This is a genomic window from Vibrio sp. R11-SG3-ISO3-SZ, assembly GCF_059834345.1.
The window spans coordinates 1-16,570 of the sequence record NZ_JCBDGX010000105.1; the positions used below are offsets into that span (position 1 = coordinate 1).

The 16,570-nt window shown below is 50.5% G+C and carries 22 protein-coding genes; 9 read left to right on the forward strand and 13 right to left on the reverse strand.

Features of this window, described 5'->3' with window-relative positions; genetic code table 11:
• The coding region (locus AC6R1O_RS13515; RefSeq protein ID WP_500657205.1) for a PEP/pyruvate-binding domain-containing protein at nucleotides 1-444 on the reverse strand (444 nt) is incomplete at its 3' end.
• Nucleotides 445-601: 157 nt separating this feature from the next.
• Here AC6R1O_RS13515 and ppsR point away from each other — a divergent pair.
• Nucleotides 602-1,438: a posphoenolpyruvate synthetase regulatory kinase/phosphorylase PpsR gene (gene ppsR / locus AC6R1O_RS13520; RefSeq protein ID WP_500657211.1), complete on the forward strand. Its 837-nt coding sequence runs from the start codon at nucleotides 602-604 to the stop codon at nucleotides 1,436-1,438.
• Nucleotides 1,439-1,441: 3 nt separating this feature from the next.
• Here ppsR and AC6R1O_RS13525 read toward each other — a convergent pair whose 3' ends face one another.
• The 6 genes from AC6R1O_RS13525 to AC6R1O_RS13550 all read right to left on the reverse strand — a co-directional run bounded on the left by AC6R1O_RS13525 (nucleotide 1,442) and on the right by AC6R1O_RS13550 (nucleotide 6,311).
• Complete coding sequence (locus AC6R1O_RS13525) at nucleotides 1,442-2,224, reverse strand: heme ABC transporter ATP-binding protein (RefSeq protein ID WP_500630878.1); 783 nt, start codon at nucleotides 2,222-2,224, stop codon at nucleotides 1,442-1,444.
• Nucleotides 2,224-3,261, reverse strand: coding sequence for a FecCD family ABC transporter permease (locus AC6R1O_RS13530; protein WP_500630877.1), 1,038 nt, complete (start codon nucleotides 3,259-3,261; stop codon nucleotides 2,224-2,226). The genes AC6R1O_RS13525 and AC6R1O_RS13530 overlap by 1 nt, the downstream gene beginning before the upstream one ends.
• Before the next feature lie 78 nt (nucleotides 3,262-3,339).
• Complete coding sequence (locus tag AC6R1O_RS13535; protein WP_500657206.1) at nucleotides 3,340-4,290, reverse strand: heme/hemin ABC transporter substrate-binding protein; 951 nt, start codon at nucleotides 4,288-4,290, stop codon at nucleotides 3,340-3,342.
• Between the two features lie 19 nt (nucleotides 4,291-4,309).
• Nucleotides 4,310-4,723, reverse strand: coding sequence for an ExbD/TolR family protein (locus tag AC6R1O_RS13540; protein WP_500657207.1), 414 nt, complete (start codon nucleotides 4,721-4,723; stop codon nucleotides 4,310-4,312).
• Complete coding sequence (locus tag AC6R1O_RS13545; protein ID WP_500657208.1) at nucleotides 4,720-5,430, reverse strand: MotA/TolQ/ExbB proton channel family protein; 711 nt, start codon at nucleotides 5,428-5,430, stop codon at nucleotides 4,720-4,722. Before AC6R1O_RS13545 ends, AC6R1O_RS13540 begins: the two co-directional genes overlap by 4 nt.
• Nucleotides 5,430-6,311: an energy transducer TonB gene (locus AC6R1O_RS13550; protein WP_500630874.1), complete on the reverse strand. Its 882-nt coding sequence runs from the start codon at nucleotides 6,309-6,311 to the stop codon at nucleotides 5,430-5,432. The genes AC6R1O_RS13545 and AC6R1O_RS13550 overlap by 1 nt, the downstream gene beginning before the upstream one ends.
• A gap of 166 nt (nucleotides 6,312-6,477) precedes the next feature.
• Between AC6R1O_RS13550 and AC6R1O_RS13555 the strand changes: the two genes are divergently transcribed.
• The 3 genes from AC6R1O_RS13555 (at nucleotide 6,478) to hutZ (ending at nucleotide 7,800) form a co-directional block, all read left to right on the forward strand.
• Nucleotides 6,478-6,678, forward strand: coding sequence for a hypothetical protein (locus AC6R1O_RS13555; protein ID WP_500630873.1), 201 nt, complete (start codon nucleotides 6,478-6,480; stop codon nucleotides 6,676-6,678).
• Nucleotides 6,678-7,208, forward strand: coding sequence for a heme utilization cystosolic carrier protein HutX (hutX, locus tag AC6R1O_RS13560; protein ID WP_500630872.1), 531 nt, complete (start codon nucleotides 6,678-6,680; stop codon nucleotides 7,206-7,208). The genes AC6R1O_RS13555 and hutX overlap by 1 nt, the downstream gene beginning before the upstream one ends.
• 61 nt (nucleotides 7,209-7,269) lie before the next feature.
• A complete protein-coding gene (gene hutZ / locus AC6R1O_RS13565) occupies nucleotides 7,270-7,800 on the forward strand; it encodes a heme utilization protein HutZ (protein ID WP_487902734.1) in 531 nt (176 codons plus the stop codon).
• Between the two features lie 141 nt (nucleotides 7,801-7,941).
• Here hutZ and AC6R1O_RS13570 read toward each other — a convergent pair whose 3' ends face one another.
• Nucleotides 7,942-9,357, reverse strand: coding sequence for an aminotransferase-like domain-containing protein (locus tag AC6R1O_RS13570; protein ID WP_500630871.1), 1,416 nt, complete (start codon nucleotides 9,355-9,357; stop codon nucleotides 7,942-7,944).
• Nucleotides 9,358-9,456: 99 nt separating this feature from the next.
• Between AC6R1O_RS13570 and AC6R1O_RS13575 the strand changes: the two genes are divergently transcribed.
• The gene (locus tag AC6R1O_RS13575; protein WP_500630870.1) at nucleotides 9,457-10,350 is read left to right on the forward strand and encodes a DMT family transporter; all 894 of its coding nucleotides are present in this window, start codon (nucleotides 9,457-9,459) and stop codon (nucleotides 10,348-10,350) included.
• A gap of 168 nt (nucleotides 10,351-10,518) precedes the next feature.
• Here AC6R1O_RS13575 and AC6R1O_RS13580 read toward each other — a convergent pair whose 3' ends face one another.
• Nucleotides 10,519-11,067 carry an MSHA operon transcriptional regulator gene (locus tag AC6R1O_RS13580; RefSeq protein WP_500630869.1) on the reverse strand — a complete coding sequence of 183 codons (549 nt, stop codon included), beginning with the start codon at nucleotides 11,065-11,067 and terminating at the stop codon, nucleotides 10,519-10,521.
• A gap of 324 nt (nucleotides 11,068-11,391) precedes the next feature.
• Entirely contained in the window at nucleotides 11,392-12,219 is an 828-nt protein-coding gene (gene nadE, locus AC6R1O_RS13585) for an NAD(+) synthase (protein WP_500630868.1), read from the reverse strand.
• Nucleotides 12,220-12,355: 136 nt separating this feature from the next.
• Between nadE and AC6R1O_RS13590 the strand changes: the two genes are divergently transcribed.
• Nucleotides 12,356-12,868 (forward strand): nicotinate-nicotinamide nucleotide adenylyltransferase, encoded by a 513-nt coding sequence (locus AC6R1O_RS13590; protein ID WP_500633273.1) that lies wholly within the window; start codon nucleotides 12,356-12,358, stop codon nucleotides 12,866-12,868.
• Between the two features lie 32 nt (nucleotides 12,869-12,900).
• Nucleotides 12,901-13,404, forward strand: a complete 504-nt coding sequence (locus tag AC6R1O_RS13595) for a hypothetical protein (protein WP_334553329.1) — start codon at nucleotides 12,901-12,903, stop codon at nucleotides 13,402-13,404.
• A gap of 162 nt (nucleotides 13,405-13,566) precedes the next feature.
• Here AC6R1O_RS13595 and AC6R1O_RS13600 read toward each other — a convergent pair whose 3' ends face one another.
• Nucleotides 13,567-14,457 carry a LysR family transcriptional regulator gene (locus AC6R1O_RS13600; protein ID WP_500637198.1) on the reverse strand — a complete coding sequence of 297 codons (891 nt, stop codon included), beginning with the start codon at nucleotides 14,455-14,457 and terminating at the stop codon, nucleotides 13,567-13,569.
• A gap of 143 nt (nucleotides 14,458-14,600) precedes the next feature.
• Here AC6R1O_RS13600 and AC6R1O_RS13605 point away from each other — a divergent pair, with 143 nt between their 5' ends.
• Nucleotides 14,601-14,951, forward strand: coding sequence for a hypothetical protein (locus AC6R1O_RS13605; RefSeq protein ID WP_487903671.1), 351 nt, complete (start codon nucleotides 14,601-14,603; stop codon nucleotides 14,949-14,951).
• A gap of 172 nt (nucleotides 14,952-15,123) precedes the next feature.
• Nucleotides 15,124-15,258, forward strand: a complete 135-nt coding sequence (locus AC6R1O_RS13610) for a hypothetical protein (protein ID WP_500625496.1) — start codon at nucleotides 15,124-15,126, stop codon at nucleotides 15,256-15,258.
• A gap of 105 nt (nucleotides 15,259-15,363) precedes the next feature.
• On the opposite strand, the gene AC6R1O_RS13615 is transcribed toward AC6R1O_RS13610, so the two are convergent.
• Together AC6R1O_RS13615 and AC6R1O_RS13620 are read right to left on the reverse strand one after the other, a co-directional pair.
• Nucleotides 15,364-15,984 carry a glutaredoxin domain-containing protein gene (locus AC6R1O_RS13615; RefSeq protein WP_500657209.1) on the reverse strand — a complete coding sequence of 207 codons (621 nt, stop codon included), beginning with the start codon at nucleotides 15,982-15,984 and terminating at the stop codon, nucleotides 15,364-15,366.
• 76 nt (nucleotides 15,985-16,060) lie between these two features.
• The coding region (locus tag AC6R1O_RS13620; protein ID WP_500657210.1) for an MATE family efflux transporter at nucleotides 16,061-16,570 on the reverse strand (510 nt) is incomplete at its 5' end.

A 16,570-nucleotide genomic window follows, 5' to 3' on the forward strand; every position in this document is an offset into this window, starting at 1 on the left:
GAAGGTCTCTTGCTGTCCGGCAAAGGAGGCGTCGGGAAGATCTTCGGCGGTGGCAGAAGAGCGCACTGCGACGGAAAGCTCGGGGTTACCGTCGACCAATTGCAGATAATGCTCACGAATATCGGCTTCGAGGTCGGCGGGGAATGGCGCATCAAGCACCCATTGTCGTATGGTGGCGCCGGTTTGGCGTAGGGCTTCAACATCGTCGACGTTCAGGTCATCGAGCAGTTGGTGAATTCGGTCATCTAGGCCTTCAAAGTCGAGGAAGCGGTTAAACGCATAAGAGGTGGTGGCAAAGCCGTTGGGGACGCTCACGCCCGCATTGGCTAGGTTGGACACCATCTCTCCGAGGGACGCATTTTTACCGCCGACTTTGTCGACATCATCCATGGATAGACCATTAAACCAGAGGGTGTTCTTTTGCATGTCTTTCTCCAGAAACATTGCAGCTTGTAGGGACTTAAAGCAAACGATTACGTATCAACTTAAAAAAAGGCGAACCAATTTAAAAAGCTGTGGGGGACGTAATAGTCAGCAGGGTTTTATTATCGATATTATGAATGTCATCCTACTCAACATTATTTTAGCTATTCAACAAACCATGCAAATTGATAGTCAAAGTCGTGATGTATTCTATGTTTCTGATGGCACGGCACTCACGTGCGAGACATTAGGGCATGTCGTTTTGGGGCAGTTCTCTTTTTACGCGAATGAAAAGACCTTTCCGTTCGTGGAAAGTGAAGAGAAATTGGCGGCGCTAGTTAAAGAGATTGACGCCTCGTATCGTACCCACGGCGTCAAGCCGCTGGTGTTTTTCTCTATGGTGATTGGTGAACTAAGGGCCAAGCTATTGCAGGCTCCGGCGCATTGCTACGACGTATTGGAAAGCTTGGTGCAAAAAGTCCAAGACGATATTCAGATGGAGGCCAAACCCAAGTTGCAACGTTCGCGCAGTGTCAGTAAAGATTCACATCGCTATTTTGACCGCATTGCCGCCATTGAATACACCCTTGCACATGATGATGGCATTACTCTCAGAGGCTTGGATGAGGCGGACATCATTTTATTGGGCGTGTCGCGCAGCGGTAAAACACCGACCAGTCTCTACATGGCGATGCAGTTTGGTTTGCGGGTCGTGAACTACCCGTTTATCGAGCAAGATATTCAGCGTTTGAGGTTATTGCCGGAGTTTGAAGTGGTGCGGCACAAATTGTTCGGCCTCACTATCGATTCTGAGCGCCTAACGCAGATTCGCCAGAACCGACTGGCTGACAGCGATTACGCAAGTAGTCAGCAGTGCCAACAAGAGCTTGAACATGTTGAAGCACTGTTTCGCCGTGAGGCCATTCCCTACATCAACACCACCTCGTTATCCGTGGAAGAAATTTGCGCGCGTGTATTGGAGCGCGCCGGCTTAAGACGGCGCCTGCTCTCTTAAGATTTACGCAGCGGGCATTACCATGGGGAAGTCCAACGAGGGATGGCGATTGACTAATGCTTGGTAGCCGTACACCTGCTCGATGAGACTTGGCGTTAACGCTTGCCAAGGTTTGGCGTCACAAGCAATTTTTCCCTGATGCAGAATAACAAGTCGATCGGCGTATTGCGCCGCGAGGTTGAGGTCGTGCAACACGACGACGACGGCGGTATGGTGTTCATCGGCTAATTGGCGTGCAATTCGCAGTGTGTTGTGCTGATGGGCCAGATCCAGTGCGGAGGTCGGTTCGTCGAGCATGAGGATTTTTTTCTCAGCGGACTGATCGAGTTGGACTAACACTCGCGCGAGATGCACGCGCTGTTTCTCTCCGCCAGACAGGGAGGGGTACAAGCGTTCACTCAGGTGGCTGACATCGGTGAGCGACATGTACTTAGCCGCTACCGCTTGGGTCTGTTTGTGCGCCAAGTTGAGCGGTATTGCCCCAAGCTCCACCACTTCATGGGCAAGAAACGGAAAACTCAGGGTACTGTGCTGAGGAAGCATGCCTAAGTGTCTGGCCAGTTCATCATTTGGCCATTGGTTTGCTGCGCGGCCAAAATAGCGAATATCGTGACGTGAAGGGATCTCCCGACACAACAATTTCAGCAAGGTACTTTTCCCCGCGCCGTTTGGCCCGAGCAGCGCAGTCACTTCTCCGGCGTGAATATCAAGGTCGATGTTATCCAATACACAGCGCTGACCAAAGTGCATCGACAGACCTTGAGCGGAGATGGATGGAGCGTCCATTACAAAATCTTCCCTTTTTGTTGAAACAGCAGATAGATGAAAAACGGTGCGCCAATGATCGCCGTGACGATGCCTACAGGCAGTTCAGCTGGGGCGACCGCAACACGAGAAAACATATCGGCAAAGGTAAGCAGCAGTGCGCCCATCAGAGCAGAGATAGGCAGCAGGCTGCGGTGATCTGGTCCGGTCAACATGCGTCCTAAATGGGGAATCACTAAGCCAATAAAGCCGATCATCCCTGAGACGCTCACCGTGACCCCAACGCCAATGGCGGTCAGTAGAATCAACTGACGTTTGAGACGCTGAACGGCGATGCCAAGATGCGCCGCCTCCGCTTCGCCAAGCAAGAGAGCATTGAGCGCCATCGCCCGTCGATAAAAGCAAGCGCCAAGAATCAGCAAGGTGACGCTACAAAGCGCAAGGCTTGTGAGGTTTGCGCCCGCCAGTGAGCCCATCGACCAGAGCGACAGATCGCGCAACATTTGATCGTCCGCGATGAAATTCATATAGCCAATGCCTGCCCCAGAGAGGGCACTGATCGCTACCCCTGCTAGCAGCATGATGGTGACAGACGTCCCGAGCTTACTGGTGCCCAATTTGTAGACCAGGACCGTGGTTAACGCGCCGCCCAAAAAAGCAAACATGGGCAGTGCGGCGATATTCATCAAGGTTGGGTATTCGGCGAACACATCGGCAAACATCACAATGGCGATCGCTGCCCCTAAGGAGGCCCCAGCAGAGACACCAATGATCCCCGGCTCGGCCAGTGGGTTGCGAAACAGCCCCTGCATCACCGTGCCGCACAGGGCTAAAATCGCGCCGACTAACATACACAGTAGGGTACGCGGAAAGCGAATTTCATGGATCACCAAATGCACGTGCGGTGCCAGTTGCTCCGATTTAAGCAACAAGCTCTGTACACTCTCGATAAATCCAATATTCATTGGCCCAACGGTGATTGAGCTGATCGCTGTGATAAGCAGCAAGACAGCAAAAAGACCGAGCGTAATGGGTAGCGGGATTCTTTTCAAAATCATAGGTTTAATATCATAGCGTTAAAGTCACAATCCAGTCTTGTATGTTGCCAGTCTGAGGCTTGTCGCTTGAGTGGCGGGTTATAGCAGCAACGCGCTGATGCGCTCCGCTTCAGCCAAACTTTTCAGCCCCAATCCACCGACTAAAGCATGACCATCAATTTGGATGAAGGCTTTGTTTTGACCCGCAGGTGTGGCGGCGAGCATCGGTAACTTTTTTAATATCTCATCCGCACCGCCCAAGCTTTGGTAGCTGCGGCCACTGACGAGGATAATGTCGGGTTGCATCTCGACCATCGCCTCACTCGACAGCGGTTTGTAGGAAGAAAGTGTCGAAGCTGCAGGGTTAATGCCGCCCGCAAGTTCAATAATCGCGTTAGGCGTGGTGTCGGCACCGGCGACGTTGGCGGGGCGACCTTCATGTATCAACAAAAACAGCACTTTTTTCGGCGTCGCGATCTGCTGACGGCGCTGCTCTAAATTGGCCAGTTGACGCTCGACATTCTGCTTGAGTTGCGCAGCATGCTCGCTAGAATCCGTCAGCGCGGCAATCTCATCAATGCGCTCAAGTAGACCTTCGGCAGTCGGTTTGGTGTTGACAATATCCACCGCGACGCCCGCTGATTTAAGCTGAGCGAGCGCAGAAGCGGGGCCCATTTCATCGGAGCCAATGAGTCGATTCGGGCCTAAAGCCAATAGCCCCTCTGATGACAGTTGGCGATGATAGCCAATTTTGGGTAGTGTGAGTCCCTCTGGCAGCTCACTGGTGACATCCACCGCAACGAGACTTTGCTGCTGGTCTAGCGCAATCAATAGCTCAGTAACGGCGCTGCCGGCGCTTATGATGCGCTCACTTGCCATCGCATGGTGAGAGAAGGCGGTGAGCGAGAGCGCACACAGTGACACCGCCGCAGTGAGGCGGCCGATCGTGCGTCCCCATCTTGCTTTTGAGAAAGTTCGTGTAGCACGCGCTGTCTGGCTAGGGTGCTGAGATAACTTAGTACGTTCAGAGAATATAATACGTTGAGTCATAAACAAGGTTTGCCTTAAATTAATTGGGCTGCTCAGTCAGCAGCTGCGTGGCTTGAATGCCGTTTTCTTGTAAGTAGGCCAGCAGTTTGACCAAATGCTGAACGTCGGCGGTTTTCTCTGCGCCGACAACGATCGGTTGCGGGTTCGATTGGTGTTGCTCGAGCAAAGCGAGCGTAAAGTTGTGCCAATCGAGATAGGTTTGGCCGTCTATCGCCCAATGTGGCGCCGCATCGAGAATGTTGATGGTCAGAGAGCGCTTATCCACCGTAGACACCTGATTCGAGTCGGTGGTGGGCAGATCCACTTCCAATGAATCAAGTTTTACCGCCGCGGTCAGCATCAAAAACACCATCACGATGAAGATGATGTCGAGCAGTGGTGTGAGATCCGGTGTCAGCCCAAATCGTGATTCATTGTGGGGTAACTTGATCATGCGTTCACTCGCTTTTCTCGGATGGGGTGAACATGCTCATCAGCGTTTTTGGTCACGGTCATCGGTGGTGTATTGGCTTTCACGCTAACCCCTTCCAACCATAAATTGACGTAATTTAATGTGTGCTCGAGCTTGGCGGTAACGCGGTCGGCCCACAACCCCAGCAACTGCGCGCCAGCGATGGCGGGCAGCGCGATCAAAAGCCCTGCAGCGGTGGTACGCATGGCGAGGCCAAGGCCGTCAGCCAGATCATTGGGCGTGATGTTACCCGAAGAGGCCGCCACGCCTTTAAACATCTCAATCAGCCCAAGCACGGTGCCGAGCAATCCGATCAACGGGCTGATGACGCCAATCAAGGTCAATAGGCGCAACCCAGAATTGAGCTGGTGGCGTTTTTCTTGTAACCACATCCCGGCCACATCTTCTCGAAGTGACTTAGCAAAGGAGTGATGGGCTAACACCATGGCCACACCCTTAAAAAGCAGCGGACGACGTGGTGACCAACGTTTCGCAAGTTGCTCAATGGCTTGATTGTCAGTCGGGCTCAGTTGGTTGAGTTCTCTTGATACGGCGCGCTTGCCCACACCGGTGCTGACCAGAACTTGGAACAAGCGTTCGAGGATGATCATGACCGTCAGTGCAGAGCAGAAAATCAAGGGCCAAGCCATAAGGCCCAGTTGTTGCTGTATTTGTTCAATGTGTTCCATTATCGATCCAACTTAAAACGAACGGGAATATGCACGCGGTGGGCCATGGAGTGCCCATTCACAGTGTGAGGAGAAAACTGCCACTGCTTAATCGCATCCAACGCGGATTTATCGAGCAAGGTGGCTCCGGATGAGCTGATAAGCACCTGTTTGACTTGATTTCCTTCATCGTCGAGCCAAATTTCATACAAAGCGACGCCTTCCAAGCCCCGTTTTCTCGCCAGTCTTGGGTAGTGAGGCGCGGTTGGGCGACTCAAGAAAGAGGGCTTCTCGACCAAGATGGGCTGCGCGCTGGCGCCTTGATTGGCTTTTTGTGGGACCTTTGCGGTGTCCGTTGGGGCAGGCTCAGCCGGTGTTGCTTCTGTTGGCTTGGCGTTGGCAGGCGCTGCCTGAGTATTGGCCACCTTGGCAGTTTCTTTCGGCTTAGGCGCCGCCTTTTTTGGGGGCGTTTTCGCCACGACTGGTTTCGTCGTTTCTTGTTTGGCGACCACCTTTTTGATTGGGTCTTTGCTGACCGGCTTTTTCACTATTGTTTTTTCTGGTCTAACCGCAGCTTTGTCTGGCCTCACTACAGCTGTGTCCGGTTTCACAATAGCTGTGTCTGTCTTCACCGCAGGTTTATCTGGCGTGGACATCGGTGTCGGGATCGGCTCGGCAATAGCTGCCGCTTCGATCGGTGCAGGTTCCGGTTTCACGGGCAGGTCGGCCTCTGGCGAGACACTAGGCGCTGGAACTGCCGCTGCTTTAAAGTTAATTGAGACACTTTGAGACTGCGTTCCCGCGGGCATCGCAAATACTTTCGCTTCATGAGCGACGAGTAATATGGCCCCGTGAACCGCTAGTGAGAGCGTTCCTGCGATAGTGTAGCGTTTGACATTCACGGTGAATTCTCTTGTCCGACATCAACAAATTGCCAAGATTATTACTTACAATGCAAATAAGATCAATTATCAATTGCATTATCATTAACGCGGAATTATGATCTTGTCCAGTTTTTAAGATTTTGGCGCGAAGCAAGAGCTGACAAGCGCTAAGCGAGTAAATAGCATGTTGGATATCCATCAATTTGATGAATCAGTGCTCGGTAAAGAAACCTCTGATCCGTTGCATTTTGCCTTCGCGGATAAAACCTCAAGACTTGGCACAAGCGGCGATCAAGGTTCTACAATTTTATTATCAACCCGCCTCAATGAGCCCTCATCATGTCGGTTCAATCGCTTAGAAATGGAACGTTTATGGATTCAGTAATGACAAAGACCCAACAGCCAGACACGCTTGCTCAGCAAGTCGCAGCGCTATTAGACAGCGACCCAGCATTATTGCCTGCTGCCATCGCAGAGCAGTTAGGAGTCAGTGAGTATGACGTGGTGGCCGCTTTGCCGACGGAGATGGTGACCTTGATCTCGGGCGACCATGCGCAAGCTATGCTGGAAGCGTTGGTTGACTTTGGGCCAGTGACGACAATAGTCCACTCATTTGGCTCTATTTTTGAAGTCAAAGCGCCGTTTCCAAAAGGGAAAGTGGCCCGCGGCTACTACAACCTAATGGGACGCGAAGGTCAGATGCATGGGCATCTCAAACTCGACAACGTACGTGCGATTGCCTTAGTCAGTAAGCCTTTTATGGGACGTGAGAGCCACTATTTTGGTTTCTTTAGTCAAGAGGGCAACAACATCTTCAAGATCTACTTGGGGCGCAATGAAAAACGTGAACTCATTGCGAGTCAGGTTGAACAGTTTCACCAGTGGCATGCGCATTATAAAGGTTTATCAAAGTAACCGCGCACCGCCAGGACTTAACAACAATCATAAAATTGAGAAAGACAATCAGGAGCTCAACATGGAACAACAGGTCAAGCAGGAACGCTTGCAAGGTCGCTTAGGTCCAGAAATCAAAGAATTTCGTCAAGCGCGTAAGACATTGCAGTTGGCGACAGTCGACGAACATGGCAAACCCAATGTCAGTTACGCGCCGTTTGTACAAAATCAAGAGGGATACTTTGTGCTGATTTCTGAGATTGCCCGTCACGCGCGCAATTTGCAGGCGAACCCGACGGTGTCCATCATGTTGATTGAAGATGAAGACAGCTCCAAGCAACTCTTTGCTCGCAAGCGCTTAACCTTTGATGCCACTGCACACGTTGTGGAGCGAGAAAGCGAGCAATGGCGACAAGTGATCGCGCAGATGCAAGAGCGCTTTGGTGAGATCATTGATGGCTTGAGTCAGTTGCAAGACTTTGTGCTGTTTAATCTCAAAGCAGAGCAGGGCTTGTTCGTTAAGGGATTTGGTCAGGCGTATCAAGTATCTGGTGACGATCTGGTGGATTTTGTCCACCTGCAAGAAGGGCATCGCAAAGCCTCTAACGCGTAATATAGTCAGGTGCTTAAAGTCATCATCTGCTTAAAGCCATTATCCGCTTAAAGAAAGCTGCTGCCTAAATCAATCAGCGAAAAAGACAAAAGGGAGCCTGTGAGGGTAATCACAGGCTCCCTTTTACTTGTCTAACAAGACTCAGTGAGAGGATTGAGCGATGAGGCTTGCCAAATCCTCAATACCTTGCTGCCAATCCGCGGTGGTGGTTAAGTTGGCGCAGCTAAAGCGCATCGAGTGTTGGAATTGCGTGCCGGTGGCAAAGAGTGAGCCGGGGAGAAGGCTTATTCCACGTGGCTTCGCGTGTTGATAGATGGTTTGACTGTCGCAGTGGTCGGGCAAGGTTAGCCAGACTAAAAAAGAGCCTTGCGGTTGGTGTAGTGAATAGCGACCTGAAAGGGTGGGATAGCGCTGCAAGGCGAGATCCAACTGGGTGATAAACAGTTTAGTGTTGTGCTGATAGAGCCGGCGCATTTTCTGCACGTGCGAGCGGTATTTACCGGTGGTGAGAAACTCTGCCACGGCAGACTGCATCAGGTTAAGGCTGCCCATGTTATCGCTCATCAGGTAACGCTCAATCTGCGCTTGGTATTGACCCGCCATAATCCAGCCGATCCGCAACCGCGAATCGAGCATCTTCGAGAGCGAATTGACATAGATGACCCGGTTGTCCTTATCGAGTGTTTTCAGTGGCGTGATGCTTTGGTCGTAGGCCAATGCGCCAAACACATCATCTTCAATGATGGGCACCGCGCCTGACACCTCTAGTAATCGAATACGGGCCGCGAGTGGCATGCAGGCTCCCGTTGGGTTGGTAAAGTTGGGAGTGACTAAAATCGCCTTAATATCCCAGCGGTCAAGTGCTTGTTCAAGTGCGTTCGGATCTAAGCCATCTCGAGGACAACTCGGCACTTCTACCACTTTAAGGCCCAGCGATTCCATCAGTAGCAGATTGCCAAAGTAACAAGGCGATTCGACCGCGACGATGTCGCCTGGCTGTGTCAGTGCACGCAGGGCGAGGCTGATCGCTTGTTGGGCACCATGGGTGACAGACAAAGACTCACCGCGTGCATCCACCCCCAAATCATGACTTATTTTCGCCAGCTGCCGGATCAGCAAATCGTTCCCCGGTGGCAGTTGGTAATGGCTAGGAATGTGTGCTTGGCGTCGGCTGTGGCGGCCAATTTCGGCGTACAGGCTTTTGATCGCCGGTGTGTCGATAAAAGGGTGTGCAGACCCGGTTACGAGCCGTTCTTGGCTTGGGGTGTAGGTGAGAATCTCTTTGCAAGCGCTCAGTAAATCGACTTGCATGGGCCTTTGAGTGGGGGCCGGTGGTGTCGTTTTGGCGCTGACTCGGTAGCCCGATCTCTGCTGCGTATAAATCACGCCTTGCGCCTCGAGTTCTTGATAGGCACGAATGACGGTGTTTTTGCCCACGTCTAACTCCGTGCATAAAGTGCGGATAGAGGGCAATTTGTCATCACTGGCATATCGACCCTCCTCGATACCTTGGCGAATGAGCTGCTCTACTTGGCGATACTTGCTGCGACTGTCCATCTTTCTGTACCCATAAAACTAACCTGATCTGTGCCTTTAAAATCAACCTGTACCCACTACAGTAACGTTAAAACAGAATAAAAAGCGAGGAGAATGTGTATGTGGGCGCGATTGATCCCTTTTGTGTTTGTGGTGCTTTGGGCATCGGGGTTTGTTGGAGCAAGGTTTGGTCTTCAGTACGCCGAGCCAGCGACCTTGTTGTCACTGCGAATGATCGCCAACGTCGCGTTATTCCTGCTGTTGATTGTGCTACTTCGTCGTCGCTTGCCGAGAGGTAAAGCGTTACTTCATAGTGGCGTGGTAGGGCTGTTCATTCACGGCTTTTATCTCGGCGGTACGTACTTTGCGATCCATCTTGGTATGCCTGCGGGTCTTAGCTCTCTGTTGGTTGGTCTGCAACCCATTCTTACTGCGTTTTTGTTGGTGGTCTTTACTCAGCACTCGTTTAAACCCTCGCAGTGGTTAGGGCTGGTGATTGGGTTTGCGGGTATTAGCCTTGTGCTTATGGGTAAAATGGACTGGCAATCCGAGCAACACAAAACCTTAGCGGTTGCCGTCTGTTTGGTGTCGCTCATCGGCATTACATTGGGCACCCTGTACCAAAAGCGTTTTTGCCAAGGCGTGGATATGGTTGGAGGGGCCACCGTGCAGTATTTTGCCGCGGGACTGCTGTTTGTACCCGTCGCGCTGACCTTTGAAACCAATGTGATTGTTTGGTCTCCTGCCTTTATCATGACCTTGGTATGGATGGTGGTCGTGCTCTCTTGCATTGCGATTCTCTTGCTACTCTATATGGTGGAAAATGGCGTGGCGTCGAGTGTGGCGTCGGTGTTTTACCTGGTTCCGCCCGTCACCGCCTTCCAAGCGTGGTTGATGTTTGGTGAATCGTTCGATGCGATGGGCGTGATGGGCTTTGTTTTAGCCGCTTTGGCGGTATTCTTGGTCACCAAAGCACCAACTGTGCCGCGAATCAGAAAGTGGGCACGCGTCTAAAAACATCGCTAATTTGCAGCGCGGCATTGAACGGCTTAAATCGATGCCAGGTGAGCAAGGACAAAGCCGTTATCAAGAGATTTTAGCCAAATACGAGTGACGGACTGTGATGATAGCGGCCTCTAACGTCAGACTGATATCGTCAAGGCGGTGTAATCTCAGCGCCGTCTAGACGGTGTGCTTTTTCACGAAGTAGGGGTTAGCAAATTTCTTCGCTTGGCCGAGCTCTGACACCACCAATTTGTTCCACAGGGTTACGTCAAACTTCTCTTTTGGTATCGAGGGATAGAGTGTCTCTAGCTCTTCTAATGCGAAGCGCAAGAACTGTTTTTTCTTAATTTGATTGTATTTTTTCGCCACACGATTGTGCTTGGCGATGAACTCTTGTTTGAACGCGACCAGGGCTGGCGTCGCTTGCTCAAGCGGCACTCGAGAGAGGTAAATGCGTTTATACGACACCTTACGGTCCATCATGGTACGCATCGCGGTTTGAATATACTTACCATGCTCGGTGATGGAGATGTCCTGATTATCAAACAGGTTGACGCACCACCCCGCCGGGAAAAAATCAGGTTTACGGTACTGTTTATTACGCGCTTCAATAGCACGGTGAAGCACAATGTCTGATGTTCCGTTGAAGGTCTGCTGCCATTTGCCAATGCGAATTTGAATCGCCGTGGGTAAGCGATAAATATTGGTAAACTTATCTTGATCCATAAACAATCACACTTTTCTACAGTCAGCCACCTGGGCTGCAACATGCATGGTTTTTGGTTATTACGTCGCTCATTATCACCCAAGCCAACGCGACGTTAAGCGGCGCTTAATGGGTATATTAACGCGATAATGAAAGAAATTTGTTTGATCGGTCGCATTTTAGTGAAAACAGTGCCGAGGTGCTAGTCGTTTTATTGATACGACCAATAATAGCGAATAAAGCGGCTTAGGTGGACGTTGGGTAGGGGGAGGGCATAATTGGGTGATGGGTGGTGGGGCAGCGCGTGTGACGGGGCGTCAAACGCGCTGCATCTATCGATAAGATTAATCGTAGATGGTCGGGATAGGCTGACGTTTGTGCTGCGTGATGGTGTAGATGTGCACAAGACGCTGCGAGACTTCCTCTGATACCGGTTTCCCTTCTAGGAAATCATCGATCTGATCATAGGTGAGGTTCAACGCGTCTTCATCGGCTTTTTGTGGTGCCAGTTCTTCAAGATCCGCGGTTGGCGTCTTTTTCACTAATAGCTCTGGGGCGCCGAGGTGAGCTGCCACTTCACGAACTTGACGTTTGCTCAAACCAAATAGCGGTGCAAGGTCACAGGCGCCGTCGCCAAACTTGGTGTAAAAGCCAGTGATGTTTTCCGCTGAGTGATCGGTGCCGAGTACGAGCCCGCCCACATAGCCTGCGATCTCGTACTGCGCAACCATGCGCGCGCGCGCTTTCACGTTGCCTTTAACAAAATCCAATTTTGGTGCGTCAGTCGGTAGCAAGTCGGTGCCTTCAAGGGCGGTTTGTGTGGCGGCGTGAATACCATCCACACCCGCTTTAATATTGACGGAGACAGAATGTGTCGGCTCAATAAATTTCAATGCAATTTGGGCTTCATCTTCGTCTTTCTGTTCACCATAGGGCAATCGGACGGCAATGAACTGGTAACCGCCATCGGTTTCCTCATTGAGTTGGTTGACGGCTAGCTGAGCCAAGCGGCCACAAGTGGTGGAGTCCACCCCTCCACTGATCCCCAGTACCAAAGACTTGCAGCCTGCTTCTCGCAGTTTGCGTTTAATAAAATCGACTCGACGTGTCACTTCAAATTCAGGGTCAATTGAAGGTAAGACACGCATCTCATCGCGAATCAACTGTTCCATTGTGTTTCCTTCCTGCAAGCAATGTATTTTCAAATTTGCGGATATTCTTGATACCCTTAAAGCGTCTAGCCGATATCATACCAATTTGAACAGATTAGAAAACTGCTACGACCGTTTAGCAGCAGAAAGGAAGAAAATGAGCCATATTGCGGTGTTTGGAAGCGCGTTTAATCCACCCAGTTTAGGGCATAAAAGCGTCATAGAGTCGTTGACTCATTTTGATAAGGTGCTGCTCGTGCCAAGTATTGCCCATGCATGGGGCAAAGTGATGCTCGATTATGCGCTGCGTTGTGAACTGGTGGATGCGTTTATTGATGATCTCTCGCTGCCTAATGTCGAGCGATCGCCAATCGAAGAAAGTTTGCTTAGCCAAGATGGTGGCGTTACGACGTTTGCTGTCCTGCAAGCGTTAGAGGCGCAATACTCTAATGCCCATTTAACTTTTGTGATGGGGCCAGACAACTTATTAAACTTTGCCAAGTTTTATAACGCCGAGGAGATCCTAACTCGTTGGTCTGTATTGAGTTGTCCAGAAAAGGTGGCGATTCGCAGTACGGACATAAGAAATGCCCTACAGGACAAGTCGCCTATTTCCCACCTGACAACAGAAAAAGTGAATCGCATATTGAGTAAAAAAGCGTATTATTGAGGGTGTATTTAGTGGTTACATAAGAGATATGAATGCGTTTTTCTCAATATATAGGGTTTTGTTTTGGTGCAATGGCATTCGCATCACAAGCATGCGATTTATACGATTATTCGTATGAAGAGAAAAACAAGCCGTCCAACTCTCTGATGTTTCACTCAGCCCAAGGCCTCTGCTTTTCGATGCTAGATGGCATCGAGTACACGGTTAAAGCGCTCGACGATCTTGAGTTCTATCTCGATGATGACAGTCGAGACTACGCCTCTTACTGGGATGATTGGGTATTGAAAAGTGCCAGCAACCCAATTTTGTCCCGCCACTTATCGTCCAACTATTTTGGTATCGGCGTGTGGATGCCTTCTGAGCTCGAAGAGAAGATGGCCACGATGAGCATGGATGAGTGGTTACGCAATCATGGTTTGCAGTTCAGTGTCGGTTTTGGTGACAAAAAAGCCGGCGAGCCAAGAATGAGGCTCGACTACCGCTGGCATGATGACTACGAAGGCGATGTGATGATGACCATCGAAGTCCCTTTGTAATCTCGCCAATGATTGTGCGCCGTACCTTTGTTCAATCCCACTTCTGATTGTGTTTAGCCAAGCGATCGCCGCGAATGTGTGTGATCGTCAGCGGACTCTTGCGCTTTAACTATGGACAGGTTGCTCAATTGCTCAACTTCGCAGTGCGGGTGAGAACATCGTCTACAGAGGGACGCGCTCTTCAGAGAGTCTGGCCTTTAAATAATCGAGAAACAGTTGGGTTCGAGTGTGCTGATAATCGAGTTTTGGGTAGTACGCATACACCGTCGCTTCGTCGGCAGTGATGTCGGGCATGATCCGTTTTAACGCACCGGACTTGAGATCCTCTTTAATCATCACATCGTAAGTGAGCAAAATGCCCATGCCACTTTTGGCCGCATAAAACAGCGCCTCTGGATTGGTGGTGGCGAAATTGCCGGATAAACTCAAGCGCTGTCCTTGACTGAGTCTCACTTCACGCTGTGGGCGTTCTCCCCACATCAGAACATTATGATTGAGCAGATCATCCGCTGAGCTAGGTTCCCCATACTGCGCGATGTAGGACGGTGACGCATAGAAGGCGCCTTTGTGTTCAAACAAGGCGGAGGCTTTGAAACTCAGTGAGTTAAGCTGCTCGATTTCTCGGCTAATAAAAAGATCCAAACTCAATTCTGGCAGTTGGCCGGGGGTCGTCGTCAGCAACTGAATACGAATATCGGGATACATCTGCAAAAAATCATTGAGGTATTGGACAAGAAATTTCGACCCTATCGCCAAGGTCGCGCCAATTTTGAGTAGCCCAGCTGGGCTTTGATTGACCGAGCGCGTTTCATCGACGATCGATTGCCACTCATCCAATTGGACTTTAGCCCGCTGATAAAAAAGCGCGCCCGCTTCGGTTTGGGTGACTGAGCGCGTGGTGCGCTTTAACAGCTGGACACCGAGGCGCTCTTCAAGCCAGTGAATGCGCTTGCTGACCGCGGAGTTGGTGGTGTTGAGTTTACGCGCAGCGGCGCTAAAACTGCCTTCGTCTACGACACGAAGGTAACTGTGTACACTTTGAATCCAATCCATACTGGCTCATTGTTTCGCTTTAGGAAGTAATGAGACCACATCTTAATAGATTATGACGAAAACGCACGGGGTTTCGTCTGGAGTACCACTCAGCAAAGGATGTAGGTACAATGGCGCGGTTTGAATGCGATGAGAGATCGACAATGGAATACCAAGAGTTTGAAAGCTTAGTGAAAGCACTGTGCGAACAAGACAGTCTGCCACAAGCATTAGAGATGCTGAAAGCCAGTAGCGATGAAGAAGTGGCGCAGGCGGCCGAGGCACTGACGGGTCAGTTTGCTCTAGCGGAAGTCGATGGGGAATCGCGTATTTACCATGTGACTCTGCAAGAAAACGAGCAAGGCGAAGAGCAGGAGTTCATTGAGCATGTGATGAACGAAGGGGATGAGGTGATTCGCTTTGTGGCTTGGTTCTTCGATACGCAGTTTGACGTTAAGCGTAAAGATACCTACCAAATGGCGGGTAAAACCTACCAACAACCCAAGCGCAGTTAACGACACGCAGCCATGAAGGTGACCGTTTGAGAGCAGCGTTATTTGCACCCAAATGATCTATCGCGCACTAAAATGAAACAAGTGTGCAATTAAATAAAATAAATGTGACATATCTCTTGCTTTTGTTGTTTTTGTGATTAAAATCACGCTCATATTCTTTGAGGAGAAAATCATGAACAACGATCTAGCAGGTGCATACCTAGGCCAAATGATTGCAAAGCACGCCATGAACGAAATGTTTTACGGCAAGCCAAAAGCGAAAAAAGCGTCTTTCTTTAAGCGCGTACTGAACAAAATCGCTAAGTAATCTGGCACTGGTGAATCTAACGCCAAACGAACGAATAGATAATATTAAGCCCCATTTTCGATGGGGCTTAATTGTTTGTTCAAAACGTCAATCTGATATCCAGTGCTAGCCGTTAGAGGACTGATTTTGCATAATGACGACATTGTCAGGCACCTTGCCTAATCCTTTGTTGACAAGCCACGCCTCTAAGTTGTCTGCCCCGCCAATGTAGTGACCATCCAGCCATATTTGTGGCACGGTAACGGGCGTTTTTTCACCGATGATCGCTTTTACTTCCGGGATCATTCGATACAAAGCCGCACTCTCTTTGACCACGTCGTGATAACGATATTCGATGCCAGCCTCATCGAGCAATGCCTTCGCTTTTACACAATAAGGGCATGTTGCTTTACCAAAGACGATATTACCGCTCAGTGTATCGTGCTCGGTCCATGCTTTTATGATCGACTGCACCAATACACCGCGGTTGAGGGCTTCCCCTTGACTGATCACTTTACCCTCGACCATCGCAATTGGCGCATGCCACGCTCCGGCTTTGAGCGGCTCCCACCAATGAGAGAGCCAATCTTTCACCTCAAGTTCGACCGGCACATCGGCCAGTTCGTTGGCGAAGGTATCAGTGAGAATGTCTTTGGTCAGCGTGCACTCACCACAGGGAATGTTCACTTTGAATGGTCCCCAACTGCCCGCCCAGCGATAGAGGGTTACTTTGATTGGCGCTGCCATATGTCTCTCCTAGGTACGTCGTTTTTGTCTGCTTTGTATTAAGAACGGCGAAAGCCACCTTTCATTTCAACTTATTTTATTTGGCCGATTCAATCGAGCGTAACGTACGCTGATACAGTACCCAAGCGCAGGCTCCCGCGAGGAGATTACCGATGCTCGCTCCCCAAAAGAGCCCTTGAATCCCGCCGAGATAAGCGCCGACCCACAAACAGGGTAGGAAGAAGGCAAACAGTCGCAAGGCAGAGATGGTTAACGCTGTGTAGGCTTTACCCAGAGCGTTGGAAATAGAGACCATCAACATGCACACCCCCAGCGGACCTAAGCTAAATGGTACCAGCATCAAGTGCATCGAGAGGATCGATTCGACTTGGTTCTCCCCCGTCATGAGATCGGCTAACAGACCAGAGCTAAGACCGGTCACCAGTGCAATCGCTAGCTGGAACAGCAAAATAAACTTAACCGCGATCGTGACGAGTTGGCGGATATCCTTAATATTGCCGGCGCCGAGTAAGCGACCGACCATCGGGGGCATAGACATCGTCAATGCCAGCACTGAGACGATGGCAAAAAATTCATAGCGCGACCC

Excerpts from the sequence above, each read along its gene's own strand:
- ppsR (WP_500657211.1), top strand. The coding sequence starts at position 602 with ATGCAAATTGATAGTCAAAGTCGTGATGTATTCTATGTTTCTGATGGC.
- AC6R1O_RS13525 (WP_500630878.1), bottom strand. The coding sequence starts at position 2,224 with ATGGACGCTCCATCCATCTCCGCTCAAGGTCTGTCGATGCACTTTGGT.
- AC6R1O_RS13530 (WP_500630877.1), bottom strand. The coding sequence starts at position 3,261 with ATGATTTTGAAAAGAATCCCGCTACCCATTACGCTCGGTCTTTTTGCT.
- AC6R1O_RS13535 (WP_500657206.1), bottom strand. The coding sequence starts at position 4,290 with ATGACTCAACGTATTATATTCTCTGAACGTACTAAGTTATCTCAGCAC.
- AC6R1O_RS13540 (WP_500657207.1), bottom strand. The coding sequence starts at position 4,723 with ATGATCAAGTTACCCCACAATGAATCACGATTTGGGCTGACACCGGAT.
- AC6R1O_RS13545 (WP_500657208.1), bottom strand. The coding sequence starts at position 5,430 with ATGGAACACATTGAACAAATACAGCAACAACTGGGCCTTATGGCTTGG.
- AC6R1O_RS13555 (WP_500630873.1), top strand. The coding sequence starts at position 6,478 with ATGTTGGATATCCATCAATTTGATGAATCAGTGCTCGGTAAAGAAACC.
- hutX (WP_500630872.1), top strand. The coding sequence starts at position 6,678 with ATGACAAAGACCCAACAGCCAGACACGCTTGCTCAGCAAGTCGCAGCG.
- hutZ (WP_487902734.1), top strand. The coding sequence starts at position 7,270 with ATGGAACAACAGGTCAAGCAGGAACGCTTGCAAGGTCGCTTAGGTCCA.
- AC6R1O_RS13570 (WP_500630871.1), bottom strand. The coding sequence starts at position 9,357 with ATGGACAGTCGCAGCAAGTATCGCCAAGTAGAGCAGCTCATTCGCCAA.
- AC6R1O_RS13575 (WP_500630870.1), top strand. The coding sequence starts at position 9,457 with ATGTGGGCGCGATTGATCCCTTTTGTGTTTGTGGTGCTTTGGGCATCG.
- AC6R1O_RS13580 (WP_500630869.1), bottom strand. The coding sequence starts at position 11,067 with ATGGATCAAGATAAGTTTACCAATATTTATCGCTTACCCACGGCGATT.
- nadE (WP_500630868.1), bottom strand. The coding sequence starts at position 12,219 with ATGGAACAGTTGATTCGCGATGAGATGCGTGTCTTACCTTCAATTGAC.
- AC6R1O_RS13590 (WP_500633273.1), top strand. The coding sequence starts at position 12,356 with ATGAGCCATATTGCGGTGTTTGGAAGCGCGTTTAATCCACCCAGTTTA.
- AC6R1O_RS13595 (WP_334553329.1), top strand. The coding sequence starts at position 12,901 with ATGCGTTTTTCTCAATATATAGGGTTTTGTTTTGGTGCAATGGCATTC.
- AC6R1O_RS13600 (WP_500637198.1), bottom strand. The coding sequence starts at position 14,457 with ATGGATTGGATTCAAAGTGTACACAGTTACCTTCGTGTCGTAGACGAA.
- AC6R1O_RS13605 (WP_487903671.1), top strand. The coding sequence starts at position 14,601 with ATGGAATACCAAGAGTTTGAAAGCTTAGTGAAAGCACTGTGCGAACAA.
- AC6R1O_RS13610 (WP_500625496.1), top strand. The coding sequence starts at position 15,124 with ATGAACAACGATCTAGCAGGTGCATACCTAGGCCAAATGATTGCAAAG.
- AC6R1O_RS13615 (WP_500657209.1), bottom strand. The coding sequence starts at position 15,984 with ATGGCAGCGCCAATCAAAGTAACCCTCTATCGCTGGGCGGGCAGTTGG.